The organism is Pseudomonas sp. GW821-FHT05D12 (assembly GCF_059419825.1).
Genome location: NZ_JBWKSN010000001.1, coordinates 501,455 through 514,555 on the forward strand (window position 1 = coordinate 501,455; position 13,101 = coordinate 514,555).

Sequence of the window (13,101 nt, forward strand, 5' to 3'; positions counted from 1 at the left end):
GCTCATCATAACAGGACGGCCCCGCCCAAGACAGCGGCCGTCATAGGGACGCAAGCCGCCATGCAAGTGAAACACCTGCTGCTGATCGCCATCCTCGCCATGACTGCTGCTTGCTCGTCAACAAAGGAAGTCGTCGACGAAAACCTGAGCGAAGTCGAGTTGTACCAACTGGCTCAGAAAGACTTGGACAATAATAGCTACACCAGCGCCACAGCGAAGCTGAAGGCACTGGAGTCGCGCTATCCGTTCGGGCGCTACGCCGACCAGGCCCAGCTCGAGCTGATCTACGCCAACTACAAGAACGCCGAGCCGGAAGCTGCCAAGTCCGCCGCCGAGCGTTTCATCCGCCTGCACCCGCAGCACCCGAACGTCGACTACGCCTACTACATGAAGGGCCTGACCTCGTTCGACCAGGACGTCGGCCTGCTGGCGCGCTTCCTGCCGCTGGACATGACCAAGCGTGACCCGGGCGCTGCCCGCGACTCCTACAACGAGTTCGCCCAGCTGACCAGCCGCTTCCCCAACAGCCGCTACGCGCCGGACGCCAAGCAGCGCATGATCTACCTGCGCAACCTGCTGGCTTCCTACGAGATTCACGTGGCTCACTACTACCTGACCCGTCAGGCTTATGTAGCGGCAGCCAACCGTGGTCGTTATGTCGTGGAAAACTTCCAGGAAACGCCTTCGGTCGGTGATGGCCTGGCAGTGATGACAGAGGCTTACCAGCGCCTGCACCTGGATGAACTGGCCAGCACCAGCCTGGAAACCCTCAAGCTCAACTACCCTGACCACCCAAGCCTGAAGGACGGCCAGTTCGTGCCTCAGGTTGCCGAAGCCGACAACCGTTCGTGGCTGAGCAAGTACACCCTGGGCCTGATCGAGTCCCGTCCGCCGCTGCCGCCGGGCGAAACCCGCGCCAACCAGGACGTGATCAAGCAGTACCAGGACGCCAAGGACGCGATCCCTTCGGACCTCAAGCCACACGACGAGAACGGCGACGTGATCGAAGAGCAAGAGCCGCAGGCCCTGGGCAACAACCAGGACCGCTCGTGGTTCAGCTACATGACCTTCGGTGTGTTCGACTGATTCAGTCGACGCAACGCAAAAGGGAGCCCCACGGGGCTCCCTTTTTTATGCACCAGCATTATTGCGCTGTGCGCCTGTCGCGTCCTTGGCTAAACTGGCGCATTACTTATCGAGAAACTGCCCATCATGGTTCGTCTACTGTTCTGGATTGCCGTCATTGCTGCCGCGGTATGGTTCTGGCGCAAATTCAAAAGCCCGACCGCCAGACAGCAACGCCCCGGCGAACCGGGCGCAGCCCTGATGGTGCGCTGCGCACATTGCGGCGTGCACCTCCCGCAGGACCGCGCCCTCAGCTCACGCCAGGAGTGGTATTGCACCCAGGCGCATCTGGAACAGGGGCCGAAGTCTATCCAGCGTTGAGGCGACCAGCGGGCGCGTAGGGCGCTGGATCAATGATCGGCGCTCGCTCCAGCAACAAATCCGCAAACAGCTGGCAGGACGCCGGCGCCAGCACCAGGCCATTGCGGTAATGCCCGCAGTTGAGCCATAGCCCATTGAAACCCGGTACCTGGCCGATATACGGAATACCTTCCGGAGAGCCGGGGCGTAAACCGGCCCAGTGCCCCACCACTTCGGCATCTGCCAAGGCTGGAATCAGCTCCACCGCCGACGCCTTCAAGCTTTCCAGCGCAGTGTCGGTAGGCGTCTTGTCGAAGCCTTCATGTTCCAGGGTGCTGCCGATCAGGATGTGCCCGTCGCGCCGGGGAATCGCATAGCGCCCCTTGGCCAGGACCATGCTCGAGAGGAAATCCGAGGCGCATTTGTACAGAATCATCTGTCCCTTGACCGGCTCCACCGGCAGCGCCAACCCCAGCGTACCGAGCAGCTGACCACTCCACGCCCCCGCCGCCAGCACGACCTGATCGCCATGGATCGGGCCATCCGCCGTGTTCACGCCCACGACATCACCATCCTCGAGGATAAAACCGGCCACCTCGCATTGCTCGTGAATCGTCACACCCGGCAACGCCAACAGCGCCGCCTTGAGCGATTTGACCAGCCGCGGGTTGCGTACATTGGCCACGTTGGCCATGTAGATCGCCCGGGCATAGCCGCCGCCCAGTACCGGGACGGCATCGTGGGCAGCGGACACATCCACTTTGCTCAACGGCCGGCCTTCACGTGCCGCCCAGGCCAGGGCCTCGGCTTCATCATCCAGATCGAGCCAGTACAACCCGGTGGTGTGCACCTCCGGGTCAACGCCCGTGGCTGCAAACAGCCGATCGGCCAGCTGTGGATAAAAATCCTGGGACCAATGGGCCAGCGCAGTGACCGCCGGGCTGTAGCGCCATGGGTACAAGGGCGAAACAATGCCACCGCCGGCCCAGGAAGACTCCTGCCCCACGCCCGCGCGCTCCAGCAGCACCACCGCCTGCCCTTGCGTCGCCAGGTTGTACGCCGTCAACAAGCCGATAACACCGCCACCGACAATCACCACTTGCTGTTGCTTAGCCATCATTTGATCCAGCCGATAAATAGGAACAAGCGCACCCGGCGCCCAATCATCCAGCACTCTCATCATTGCCCCCAGCATGTCTTGCGCGACATGGCGGGTGCGGCGCCAGGGTTGGCCCGCGCACCGCTGCTGGTCAGGCTGAAGTCACCGCAGGGATCGCCGGCCATTCCCGAGTCGACGGCAGGCGTAGCCACCAGGCGGTAATCCTGAGGGTTCAATGCTGCGGTGATTCTATAGCGATCATTGCCCGTACTGACGCCGCTTGCGTCAATAAAAGTACCGTTCCTCGCATAAAAGCGCTCCAGGTACTGAGCCTGCTCGGTCAACAGCGCGACGATCTCGGCGCGATAGACTTTTTTCACATGACCGGCGTACCCGGGGTAAGCGATACCGGCCAGAAGCGCGATGATCGCCACGGCGATCAGTAACTCGATCAGGGTAAAACCCTGGCTATCCATGTCCATCCCTCTACTCCTTATTGAAGTTGTCGCCAGGCCACTCGCCGAAACCACGACCGCCCGTCCTCCTCTACCCGCACATACACACTCTCCAGCACCGTACGCGATTGGCCACTGAACCCGACCGCGGTCACTCGGTACAAGGTGGCCGGGGTTTGCGCCGGCAAATGCGCCACCCCCACGCCAGTCCCCAGGGATTGCACACCGTAGAGACCACTTTTCAGGCCGGCCCAATTCACGCCCGACACCGGATTCACGCCAGCACCTGTCACCGAGAACGCCTCACCGGGTGGTGCACAGGTGACGAACGATTGGCACGGCGCCAACCCCGCAAACTCCCGCTGCACCCTTGACTCACCCAGCCTCAAGCCACTTTCAGCCGTCTGAAGTGACTGGTTGCGATGCCAGAGGCTCGCGGCGATCTTTTGCTGAGTCACAGCCATTTGCATCGATGACAAACCGACCAGCGACAACAGCAGCAGAAACACTAAGCTGATCAACAGCACCATGCCGCCTTGACGAGAAAACACCATGGCAGCCCTACCCCACACGGTTTCGCAGCGCCGCCGCGACGCTGTAGGTTTGATCCTTGACCCGGCCGGTCGGGTCTTGCAGCGTCATCAGGATGCGCACGCTGCGTATCAAGGCAGCGTCGACCGGGCTGTCGTCGTAGCGCGCCACCGTCAATGAGTCCAACCTGTCAGCCATGCCAAAACTGATTTCGAAACGCTGCACGTTATCCACCAGCACCGCCTTGGCCGGCGCAGCGGGCGTGCTGACCTTCAACTGCCCCGCCTCAAAGGTGTAGGTAAGCTGGCGTAGCGCAAAAGAGATTTGCCCAGGCGTTGGCGCAGGTGCGCTGGCGGAGTAGGCATGGGCAGTGCCGGTGCAGTCGGACAGCACTGTCCAGTCGGGCTTGCCACCTGCGATATCAGCGGTGATCAACGTCAGCGACTTTGAGGCGCCCACGGCACTCCAGGCGACAGGCCGATCAAAGGCCGGCGGGGCATTCTCGATAAACGCTGTCGCCAGGCAGCCAAACATGCCGGCCTGGCGAATGTCCTGGATCAACTTGCCCAGGGCAAACCGCGCATCATCCTGCAGCAACATCGCCGCCTGCTGACTGGCAGAGGTCGTTCGCGAGCTGATCGCCACCTGGCTGACGCCGAGGATCAGCACCAGCCCGACGGCCAGGGCCAACAATAATTCCACCAGGCTGAAACCGCGTGCGCCCCTCCTCACTGTGCGGCCTCCATGCGACTGGTCAGGGTGAAGGTTTCGCGCGCACCCGGGGTATGCGTGCCGCGTTGATCGCTCCAACTGATGCTGACAGTCACCTCATTGGCGCCGATCACCACAGAACCCGTCGCGCTCTCCCCGGCGAAACCGCGAATATTCGCCTCGAAGTCATGCAGATCCAGATCGCGCACGCTGGCGTTTGCGGTACTGGCCGGCACGCTCGCCCCGGCGCGCCAAGCGTAATCGGCACCGGCATTGGCGCGAATTCGGTCGAGCATGTCGTAGGCGATGAAACTGGCCTGGCTGGTCATCCGTGAACTGTCGGTGTACTTGAGCGCGTTCAATTGGATCACTGCCGCACCCAGCAGGCCGACGGCGAGAATCAGCACCGCCATCAGCACCTCGACCAATGTAGTGCCGCCCTGGCGCCTGGGCGCGGCATTAAAAAAGCAGGTAGTCGGACAGGCAAGCATTACCGTCGTCATCCGTGTCGAAGGCCAAGGGAAGCAGGAAAATCCTGCTGTGCGGCCCAAGACTAGCGTCGGTTTTCAGCCCGCGCTGCTGCGGGAACAAAGGGAAATACTTTGGACATGAAGGCCATCATCCGTTACCGCCGACGTGGCGCTATACCTACGGCAGCACCCCAACACTGAATCGGGTCCACGGAGGGACAGCACATGCGACAACGCGGTTTTACCCTGATCGAACTGCTGCTCGGGCTGATCGTGAGCAGCATCCTGGCGCACCTGGCGGTGCCCAATTTCAAGCACCTGCTGGCGTCCCAGCAACGACAAAGTGCCGCACAATCGCTGGCGAGCGCGCTGCGCTTTGCACGCACGCAAGCCATTGCACGCAACCAGGCGGTGGTGATTCACGCACGCGAAGACGACTGGAGCCAGGGTTGGCGGGTGATAGTGGATGTGAGTGGACGCGGCCATCTGGACGACGACAACCCCGTGCTGCTGGAGCGCCAGGACAGCGGGCAAGTAGCGATCGTGGGCAATGGGCCGGTCAAGAGCCAGGTTCGCTTCAGCGGGTTGGGTGAACCGGTATTTTCAGGTGGGGGATTCCGTGCCGGTACCGTGCACGTGTGCGCGACGGACGAGGCTCAGAGCCTGCACCAGATAGTGCTGGCCCCCAGCGGGCGCATCAGCCTGCGCAGCGACAGGGCCGAGCAGGCGTTGTGCCGGAGCTACTCCGGCACCCTGGCATTCAGAGCAGCGAGCGAACCCGCAGCTCCTTGGGCATGGAGAAAGTGATGTTCTCTTCACGACCGGCCAATTCATCCGCGCCGGTAGCGCCCCAGGCATGCAACTGCTGGATAACACCGCGCACCAGCACTTCCGGGGCCGAAGCGCCCGCAGTAATACCAATTCGCTCGACGCCATCGAACCAGCTGCGCTGCATGTCCTCTGCACCGTCGATCAGGTACGCCGGTGTCGCCATGCGCTCAGCCAACTCGCGCAGGCGGTTGGAGTTGGAGCTGTTAGGGCTGCCGACCACCAGCACGACGTCGCACTCATTGGCCAGTTGCTTAACGGCATCCTGGCGGTTCTGGGTGGCGTAGCAGATGTCGTCCTTGCGTGGTCCGCCAATGGCCGGAAAGCGGCTGCGCAACGCGTCGATCACGCGGCTGGTATCGTCCATGGACAAGGTGGTCTGGGTCACGAAGGCCAAACGCTCGGGGTTGCGCACCTGCAGGTTGGCGACGTCTTTCTCGTCTTCCACCAGGTAGATGGCGCCGCCGTTGCTGGCGTCGTACTGCCCCATGGTGCCTTCGACTTCAGGGTGCCCGGCGTGGCCGATGAGGATGCATTCACGGCCGTCACGGCTGTAGCGCGCGACCTCGATATGCACCTTGGTGACCAGTGGACAGGTGGCATCGAATACTTTCAGGCCACGGCCTGCCGCTTCGGTACGCACCGCCTGGGAAACACCGTGGGCGCTGAAGATGACAATAACGTCGTCCGGCACCTGGTCCAGCTCTTCGACGAAGATGGCACCGCGCGCGCGCAGGTCTTCGACCACGAATTTGTTGTGGACGACTTCATGGCGCACGTAAATCGGCGGCCCGAAGACTTCCAGGGCGCGATTGACGATTTCGATCGCCCGGTCCACGCCGGCGCAGAAGCCACGCGGGTTGGCGAGTTTGATTTGCATGCTGTGCCTCGTGTCTTTGTAGGAGCTGGCTTGCCTGCGATGCAGTCGACTTGGTGTAGAAGGCAACCCGAGTGGATGCAATCGCAGGCAAGCCAGCTCCTACAGGAACCGGTTTTGTCGGTCAGATTGCTTTAACGTCGATGATTTCAACGTCGAACGTCAAGGTTTTACCGGCCAACGGGTGGTTGAAGTCGATGGTCACTTGCGCGTCATCGAAGGTTTTGACCACACCCGGCAGCTCGGTATTCGCCGCGTCGTTGAAGATCACCAACAGGCCTTCCGACAGATCCATGTCCTGGAACTGCGAACGCGGGATGATCTGCACGTTTTGCGGGTTGGGCTGGCCAAAAGCGTTTTCCGGCAGGATCTGCAGGGTGCGCTTGTCGCCGGCCTTGAAACCGAACAGGGCTGCTTCAAAACCCGGCAGCAGGTTGCCGTCGCCGACCTTGAAGGTCGCCGGGGCTTTGTCGAACGTACTGTCGACCGTGTCGCCATTCTCCAGGCGCAGTGCGAAATGCAAAGTGACTTCCGTGTTCTGGCCGATGCGTTGCTCAGCCAATACCTGATCAGTCATTGACGGTCTCTCCGGTTTTCTTGCTCTTGAACATATCCAACGCCAGCATGATTGCACCGACGGTGATGGCGCTGTCGGCGAAGTTGAATGCCGGGAAATACCAGCGGTTCTGCCAATGCACCAGAATGAAGTCGATCACATGGCCCAGGGCAATGCGGTCGTACAGGTTGCCGAGCGCGCCACCCAGCACCAGCGCCAGGGCGATGGCGAGCCAGGTGTCATCGCGGCCCAGGCGTTTGAGCCAGACCACCAGCACCGCACTGACCACCACGGCGATCAGGGCGAACAGCCAGCGCTGCCAACCGCCACTGTCAGCCAGGAAGCTGAAAGCGGCGCCGGTGTTGTAGGCCAAGGTCCAGCTGAAGTAATCCGGGATCACCACGATCTGCTGGAACATCTCCAGCGAGCCTTCGAAATGAGCCTTGCTGACCTGGTCGATGACCAGGACCAGCACGCTCAGTACGAGCCAGCCCAGACGTCCGAAACGACTGGCGTTAGGCATAGTGGCGAACCTCGCCAGTACCGCTGATGTTATCCACGCAACGGCCGCAGATTTCCGGATGCTCAGGGTTCACGCCGACATCTTCACGGCAGTGCCAGCAACGGGCGCACTTGGGGAAGGCCGACTTGACGACTTTGAGCTTGAGGCCCGGCACTTCAGTGGCCACGGCATCGGCCGGCGCCTGGGCAAAAGGTGCCAGGCTCGCGGTCGAGGTGATCAGCACGAAGCGCAGCTCGTTGCTCAGCTTGGCCAGGTCAGCGGTCAGGCCTTCCTCGGCAAACAGGGTGACTTCGGCTTGCAGGTTGCCACCGACGGCCTTGGCCGCACGCTGCACTTCCAGCTCCTTGTTCACCGCAACCTTCACGGCCATCACGCCTTCCCAGTACTCACGGCCTAGTTCGAAGTCGGCCGGCAGTTCGGTCAGGCCTTCGTACCAGGTGTTGAGCATCACCGATTCGTTACGCTCGCCCGGCAGGTATTCCCACAGTTCGTCGGCGGTGAAGGCCAGGATCGGTGCGATCCAGCGCACCAGCGCTTCGGAGATGTGATACAGCGCGGTCTGCGCCGAGCGGCGTGCCTTGCTGTTGGCGCCGGTGGTGTACTGGCGGTCCTTGATGATGTCGAGGTAGAAACCACCCAGCTCCTGCACGCAGAAGTTGTGGATCTTCGAGTAGACGTTCCAGAAGCGGTATTCGCCGTAGTGTTCCTGCAACTCGCGTTGCAGCAACAGGGTACGGTCCACGGCCCAACGGTCCAGGGCGAGCATGTCCTCGGCCGGCAGGATGTCGGTGGCCGGGTTGAAACCGGTCAGGTTCGACAGCAGGAAGCGTGCGGTATTACGGATCCGGCGGTAGGCATCGGCGCTACGCTGCAGGATCTGGTCCGACACGGCGATTTCGCCCGAGTAGTCGGTCGACGCGACCCACAGGCGCATGATATCGGCGCCCAGGGTGTCGTTGATCTTTTTCGGCTCGATCACGTTCTTCAGCGACTTGGACATCTTGCGACCCGTCTCGTCGACGGTGAAGCCGTGGGTCAGCAATTCGCGATACGGTGCGTGGTTGTCGATGGCACAACCCGTCAGCAACGAGGAGTGGAACCAGCCACGGTGTTGGTCCGAGCCTTCCAGGTACAGGTCGGCGCGCGGGCCGCTCGCGTGGCCCATCGGGTGCGAGCCGCGCAGCACGTGCCAGTGGGTGGTACCCGAATCGAACCAGACGTCGAGGGTGTCGCTGATCTTGTCGTACAGCGGCGCTTCGTCGCCCAGCAGTTCGGCAGCGTCCAGCTTGAACCAGGCTTCAATGCCTTCCTGTTCAACGCGCTGGGCCACTTCTTCCATCAGTTCGACGGTACGCGGATGCAGCTCGCCGCTTTCCTTGTTGAGGAAAAACGGGATCGGCACGCCCCAGTTACGCTGGCGGGAGATGCACCAGTCCGGGCGATTGGCGATCATCGAGTGCAGGCGCGCCTGGCCCCAGGCCGGGACGAACTTGGTGTCTTCGATGGCTTTGAGCGAACGGACACGCAGGGTGTCGCCGCTGGTCGGCTCTTTGTCCATGCCGATAAACCACTGCGCGGTGGCGCGGTAGATCAGCGGGGTCTTGTGGCGCCAGCAGTGCATGTAGCTGTGCTTGATGGTGTCGGTCTGCATCAGCGCACCGACTTCGCGCAGCTTGTCGATGATCGGCTGGTCGGCCTTGAAGATGAACTGGCCGCCGAAGAATTCGAGCGAAGGCACGTAGACGCCGTTGCTTTGCACCGGGTTGATGATGTCGTCGTTGACCAGGCCGTATTTCTTGCAGATGACAAAGTCGTCCACGCCATACGCTGGCGAGCAGTGAACAATGCCAGTACCCGAACCCAGTTCGACGTAGTCAGCCAGGTACACCGGCGACAGGCGGTCATAGAACGGGTGACGGAAATTGATCAGCTCCAGCGCGGAGCCAGTGGTGGTGGCGATCACCGCACCTTGCAGCTCATAACGCGCCAGGCAGGCCTCGACCATTTCCTCGGCCAGCACCAGCAGGCGATCACCGACGTCCACCAGGGCGTAGGTGAATTCCGGGTGCACGTTCAGCGCCTGGTTGGCCGGGATGGTCCACGGGGTGGTGGTCCAGATCACGATGGCTGCGGGCTTGCTCAGGCTTGCCAGGCCAAAGGCCTCGGCCAGCTTGGCGTCGTCGGCAATCGGGAAGGCCACGTCGATGGTCGAGGACTTCTTGTCTTCGTACTCGACTTCCGCTTCAGCCAGGGCCGAGCCGCAGTCGAAACACCAGTTCACCGGCTTGAGGCCCTTGAACACGAAACCGCCCTTGACGATTTCGGCCAAGGCACGGATTTCACCGGCCTCGTTCTTGAAGTTCATGGTCTTGTACGGGTTGTCCCACTCGCCGAGCACGCCCAGGCGGATGAATTCGGACTTCTGCCCTTCGATCTGCTCGGTGGCGTAGGCACGGCACAGTTCGCGGGTTTTATCCGCGCCCAGGTTCTTGCCGTAGGTCACTTCGACTTTGTGTTCGATCGGCAGGCCGTGGCAGTCCCAGCCAGGGACATACGGCGCGTCGAAACCGGAAAGGGTTTTCGAGCGCAGGATCATGTCCTTGAGAATCTTGTTCAGCGCATGACCGATGTGAATCGTGCCGTTGGCATAAGGAGGGCCGTCGTGCAGGACGAACTTCGGACGATCCTTGCCAATTTCGCGCAACTTTCCGTACAGGCCAATACTGTCCCAGCGCTGCAGGATCTGCGGTTCGCGCTGTGGCAGGCCGGCCTTCATTGGGAAGGCGGTGTCCGGAAGGTTTAGCGTGGCTTTATAGTCGGTCATTTAAGGCTCTTCGGTTAGCGATGGGCGCTAGGTGCGGCTAGTGCACGGGCGGCGGCGACATCCGCATTGATCGCCGTTTTCAACGCCTCAAGCGAGGCGAAACGCTGCTCTTCACGCAGCTTCTGGTGGAAAACCACCGTCAAACGCCGGTCATACAAATCACCGGCAAAATCCAAAAGGTGAACTTCCAGGTGGGCCTTGCCATCACCTGCAACCGTGGGCCTGACGCCTATGTTGGCGACTCCTGGCCACGATTGGCCATCGATGTCGACGCTCACCAGGTAAACCCCGGTCAGCGGCACACGACGGCGCTTGAGTTGCACGTTGGCGGTTGGCGTGCCCAATTGGCGCGCCAGCTTCTGGCCGTGCAGTACCCGTCCGGCAATGCGGAACGGGCGACCGAGCAAACGCTCGGCCAGGGCGAAGTCGGCAGCGGCCAGGGCATTACGCACCTGGGTGCTGCTCACGCGCAGGCCGTCCAACTCGACGGTTTGCGCGGCTTCGACGGTGAAACCCTGGGTGATACCGGCGTGTTGCAGGAAATCGAAATCGCCGACGCGGTCGCAGCCGAAACGGAAGTCGTCACCGACCTCCAGGTGCTGCACGCCCAGGCCATCGACAAGGATCCGGTCGACGAACTCGGCAGCGCTGAGGCTCTGCAAACGCTGGTTGAAGGCCAGGCACAGGACGCGGTCCACGCCTTCTTCGGCCAGCAATTGCAGTTTGTCCCGCAGGCGGGCCAGACGGGCCGGCGCCGTTTCGGGGGTAAAGTATTCCCGCGGCTGTGGCTCAAAAATCACCACGCAGCTGGGCACGCCCAACTCGACCGCACGCTCGCGCAGCCTGGCCAGGATAGCCTGGTGGCCACGGTGAACACCGTCAAAGTTGCCAATAGTGGCGACGCAGCCCCGATGCTGGGGGCGCAGGTTGTGGAGACCTCGAACCAGCTGCATAACGCGCTTCTTGCTCATAAAGTGGTCGATTATAACCACACCCGGCCCCGGACGACAGGCAACAGCGCAGGCCAAATGGATCGAATCGATAAAACAACCGTTTTATCGCGGCAAACGCTCTATCCGAGGGACTTGCGATTGAAATCCCGCAGGCGGAAGCCCTGCAGCAGCAACATCCCGAAGTACACCACCACGCCCGCCACCACCAGAACGCCCAGGCGCATGAAGCGCTCCAGCATATGGCCTTCGTCCCAGGCCGGCATAAAGTGCATCAGCCCGAGCAACACCGCCGACATTGCCGCCACTGCCACCAGCAACTTGAGGGCAAACATGCCCCAGCCTGGCTGTGGTTGGAACATCTGCTGTTTGCGCAGCTGGTAAAACAGCAGGCCCGCATTGATGCAGGCGCCGGCGCTGATCGCCAGGGCGAGGCCGGCGTGGGCCAGTGGGCCGATAAACACCAGGTTGAGCAGTTGCGTGACGACCAGCGTGAAAATCGCGATCTTCACCGGCGTGCGGATGTTTTGCTGGGCATAGAAGCCCGGCGCCAGCACCTTGATCACAATGATCCCGAGCAGCCCGACGGAGTAGGCAATCAGCGCACGCTGGGTCATCAAGGCGTCATGGGCATCGAACTGACCGTACTGGAACAACGACACGGTGAGCGGCTCGGCCAGGATCCCCAGCGCCAGGGAGCACGGCAGCACCAGCACAAAGCACAGGCGCAGGCCCCAATCGAGGATCCGCGAGTATTCCTGACGGTCCTTGCTCGCATAGGTGCGCGCCAGCGTGGGCAGCAGGATCGTGCCAAGGGCCACGCCAAGTACGCCGGACGGCAGCTCCATCAGGCGGTCGGCGTAGTACATCCAGGATACCGAGCCCGAGACCAGCAGCGAGGCGAATGCGGTGTTGATGATCAAGGAGATCTGGCTGACCGACACGCCGAGGATCGCCGGCAGCATGTTGCGCATCACCCGCCATACGCCGGTGTCCTTGAGGTTCAGGCGCGGCAAGACGAGCATGCCGATTTTTTTCAGGTGTGGCAGCTGGTAGAGCAATTGCGCCAGGCCACCCGCCAGCACGGCCCACCCGAGGGCCATCACCGGTGGATCGAAGTACGGCGTGAGGAACAGCGCGAAAATGATCATGCTGACGTTGAGCAACGTCGGTACAAAGGCCGGCACCGAGAAGCGGTTCCAGGTATTGAGGATCGCCCCGGCCAGGGACGACAACGAGATCAGCAATATATAAGGAAAGGTCACGCGCAGCAGATCGGTGGTCAGCGCGAATTTTTCCGGGGTGTTGGCGAAGCCCGGCGCGGTAGCCCAGATCACCCAGGGCGCGGCGAGCATGCCGGCGATCGTCACCAGCATCAGCACCAGGGTCAGCAGGCCCGAGACGTAGGCAATAAAGGTACGGGTCGCCTCCTCGCCCTGCTGGGTCTTGTATTCGGCCAGGATCGGCACGAACGCCTGGGAAAACGCACCCTCGGCGAAGATACGCCGCAACAGGTTCGGCAACTTGAAGGCAATAAAGAAGGCATCCGTGGCCATGCTGGCGCCAAAAATGCGCGCCAGCAGGGTGTCACGCACAAACCCCAATACCCGGGAGATCATCGTGATAGAGCTGACGGCAGCCAACGATTTGAGCAGATTCATTGAAAGAGTTTGCGCCTATAGATAAAGAGCAGGCGAACTGTGCGCCTACTTATGCGATACTGCGCGCCTGCAACAGCACAGAGCCAAAGCTCGCGAGTTTACAGGTCAAGCGCCGGAAATAAATCACCCGCCTCTTCAGATCGACCACTCAGCAGTTCGCATCAGCCGCCCTTGACAACCCATCAAGTCAT

The 13,101-nt window shown here is 61.6% G+C and carries 14 protein-coding genes; 3 read left to right on the forward strand and 11 right to left on the reverse strand.

Annotated elements, in window-relative coordinates:
* Window positions 1–60: 60 nt before the first annotated feature.
* Together AC07SI_RS02330 and AC07SI_RS02335 are read left to right on the forward strand one after the other, a co-directional pair.
* Window positions 61–1,086, forward strand: a complete 1,026-nt coding sequence (locus tag AC07SI_RS02330) for an outer membrane protein assembly factor BamD (protein WP_065900564.1) — start codon at window positions 61–63, stop codon at window positions 1,084–1,086.
* A 126-nt stretch (window positions 1,087–1,212) separates the two neighbouring features.
* Window positions 1,213–1,446 (forward strand): PP0621 family protein, encoded by a 234-nt coding sequence (locus AC07SI_RS02335; protein WP_065900562.1) that lies wholly within the window; start codon window positions 1,213–1,215, stop codon window positions 1,444–1,446.
* Here AC07SI_RS02335 and thiO read toward each other — a convergent pair.
* The 5 genes from thiO to pilV all read right to left on the reverse strand — a co-directional run bounded on the left by thiO (window position 1,433) and on the right by pilV (window position 4,712).
* Window positions 1,433–2,542, reverse strand: coding sequence for a glycine oxidase ThiO (gene thiO / locus AC07SI_RS02340; protein WP_495004995.1), 1,110 nt, complete (start codon window positions 2,540–2,542; stop codon window positions 1,433–1,435). The two genes, AC07SI_RS02335 and thiO, sit on opposite strands and share 14 nt — an antisense overlap.
* A gap of 62 nt (window positions 2,543–2,604) precedes the next feature.
* Window positions 2,605–3,006 (reverse strand): type IV pilin protein, encoded by a 402-nt coding sequence (locus tag AC07SI_RS02345; protein WP_106805190.1) that lies wholly within the window; start codon window positions 3,004–3,006, stop codon window positions 2,605–2,607.
* Window positions 3,007–3,017: 11 nt separating this feature from the next.
* Window positions 3,018–3,533: a pilus assembly PilX family protein gene (locus AC07SI_RS02350; RefSeq protein ID WP_262135844.1), complete on the reverse strand. Its 516-nt coding sequence runs from the start codon at window positions 3,531–3,533 to the stop codon at window positions 3,018–3,020.
* Between the two features lie 7 nt (window positions 3,534–3,540).
* Window positions 3,541–4,242, reverse strand: a complete 702-nt coding sequence (locus tag AC07SI_RS02355; protein WP_201143514.1) for a prepilin-type N-terminal cleavage/methylation domain-containing protein — start codon at window positions 4,240–4,242, stop codon at window positions 3,541–3,543.
* Entirely contained in the window at window positions 4,239–4,712 is a 474-nt protein-coding gene (gene pilV, locus AC07SI_RS02360) for a type IV pilus modification protein PilV (RefSeq protein WP_120447600.1), read from the reverse strand. The genes AC07SI_RS02355 and pilV overlap by 4 nt, the downstream gene beginning before the upstream one ends.
* A gap of 204 nt (window positions 4,713–4,916) precedes the next feature.
* On the opposite strand from pilV, the gene AC07SI_RS02365 reads away from it, so the two are divergent.
* Window positions 4,917–5,498, forward strand: a complete 582-nt coding sequence (locus tag AC07SI_RS02365; protein ID WP_213550624.1) for a GspH/FimT family pseudopilin — start codon at window positions 4,917–4,919, stop codon at window positions 5,496–5,498.
* On the opposite strand, the gene ispH is transcribed toward AC07SI_RS02365, so the two are convergent.
* The 6 genes from ispH to murJ form a co-directional block, all read right to left on the reverse strand.
* Entirely contained in the window at window positions 5,452–6,399 is a 948-nt protein-coding gene (gene ispH / locus AC07SI_RS02370; RefSeq protein ID WP_065900550.1) for a 4-hydroxy-3-methylbut-2-enyl diphosphate reductase, read from the reverse strand. The two genes, AC07SI_RS02365 and ispH, sit on opposite strands and share 47 nt — an antisense overlap.
* A gap of 121 nt (window positions 6,400–6,520) precedes the next feature.
* A complete protein-coding gene (gene fkpB, locus AC07SI_RS02375; RefSeq protein WP_173390393.1) occupies window positions 6,521–6,958 on the reverse strand; it encodes an FKBP-type peptidyl-prolyl cis-trans isomerase in 438 nt (145 codons plus the stop codon).
* Between the two features lie 7 nt (window positions 6,959–6,965).
* Window positions 6,966–7,475 (reverse strand): signal peptidase II, encoded by a 510-nt coding sequence (lspA, locus tag AC07SI_RS02380; RefSeq protein ID WP_065900545.1) that lies wholly within the window; start codon window positions 7,473–7,475, stop codon window positions 6,966–6,968.
* A complete protein-coding gene (gene ileS / locus AC07SI_RS02385; protein ID WP_065900543.1) occupies window positions 7,468–10,299 on the reverse strand; it encodes an isoleucine--tRNA ligase in 2,832 nt (943 codons plus the stop codon). Before ileS ends, lspA begins: the two co-directional genes overlap by 8 nt.
* Before the next feature lie 14 nt (window positions 10,300–10,313).
* Window positions 10,314–11,252, reverse strand: a complete 939-nt coding sequence (gene ribF / locus AC07SI_RS02390) for a bifunctional riboflavin kinase/FAD synthetase (RefSeq protein WP_065900541.1) — start codon at window positions 11,250–11,252, stop codon at window positions 10,314–10,316.
* 119 nt (window positions 11,253–11,371) lie between these two features.
* The gene (gene murJ, locus AC07SI_RS02395) at window positions 11,372–12,910 is read right to left on the reverse strand and encodes a murein biosynthesis integral membrane protein MurJ (RefSeq protein WP_065900539.1); all 1,539 of its coding nucleotides are present in this window, start codon (window positions 12,908–12,910) and stop codon (window positions 11,372–11,374) included.
* Window positions 12,911–13,101 lie beyond the last annotated feature (191 nt).

Bases quoted from the DNA above. Each gene is read 5' to 3' on its own strand.
- AC07SI_RS02335 (WP_065900562.1), top strand. From the start codon at position 1,213: ATGGTTCGTCTACTGTTCTGGATTGCCGTCATTGCTGCCGCGGTATGG.
- AC07SI_RS02350 (WP_262135844.1), bottom strand. From the start codon at position 3,533: ATGGTGTTTTCTCGTCAAGGCGGCATGGTGCTGTTGATCAGCTTAGTG.
- ribF (WP_065900541.1), bottom strand. From the start codon at position 11,252: ATGCAGCTGGTTCGAGGTCTCCACAACCTGCGCCCCCAGCATCGGGGC.
- ispH (WP_065900550.1), bottom strand. From the start codon at position 6,399: ATGCAAATCAAACTCGCCAACCCGCGTGGCTTCTGCGCCGGCGTGGAC.
- murJ (WP_065900539.1), bottom strand. From the start codon at position 12,910: ATGAATCTGCTCAAATCGTTGGCTGCCGTCAGCTCTATCACGATGATC.
- lspA (WP_065900545.1), bottom strand. From the start codon at position 7,475: ATGCCTAACGCCAGTCGTTTCGGACGTCTGGGCTGGCTCGTACTGAGC.
- pilV (WP_120447600.1), bottom strand. From the start codon at position 4,712: ATGCTTGCCTGTCCGACTACCTGCTTTTTTAATGCCGCGCCCAGGCGC.
- thiO (WP_495004995.1), bottom strand. From the start codon at position 2,542: ATGGCTAAGCAACAGCAAGTGGTGATTGTCGGTGGCGGTGTTATCGGC.
- AC07SI_RS02365 (WP_213550624.1), top strand. From the start codon at position 4,917: ATGCGACAACGCGGTTTTACCCTGATCGAACTGCTGCTCGGGCTGATC.
- AC07SI_RS02330 (WP_065900564.1), top strand. From the start codon at position 61: ATGCAAGTGAAACACCTGCTGCTGATCGCCATCCTCGCCATGACTGCT.
- ileS (WP_065900543.1), bottom strand. From the start codon at position 10,299: ATGACCGACTATAAAGCCACGCTAAACCTTCCGGACACCGCCTTCCCA.
- AC07SI_RS02345 (WP_106805190.1), bottom strand. From the start codon at position 3,006: ATGGACATGGATAGCCAGGGTTTTACCCTGATCGAGTTACTGATCGCC.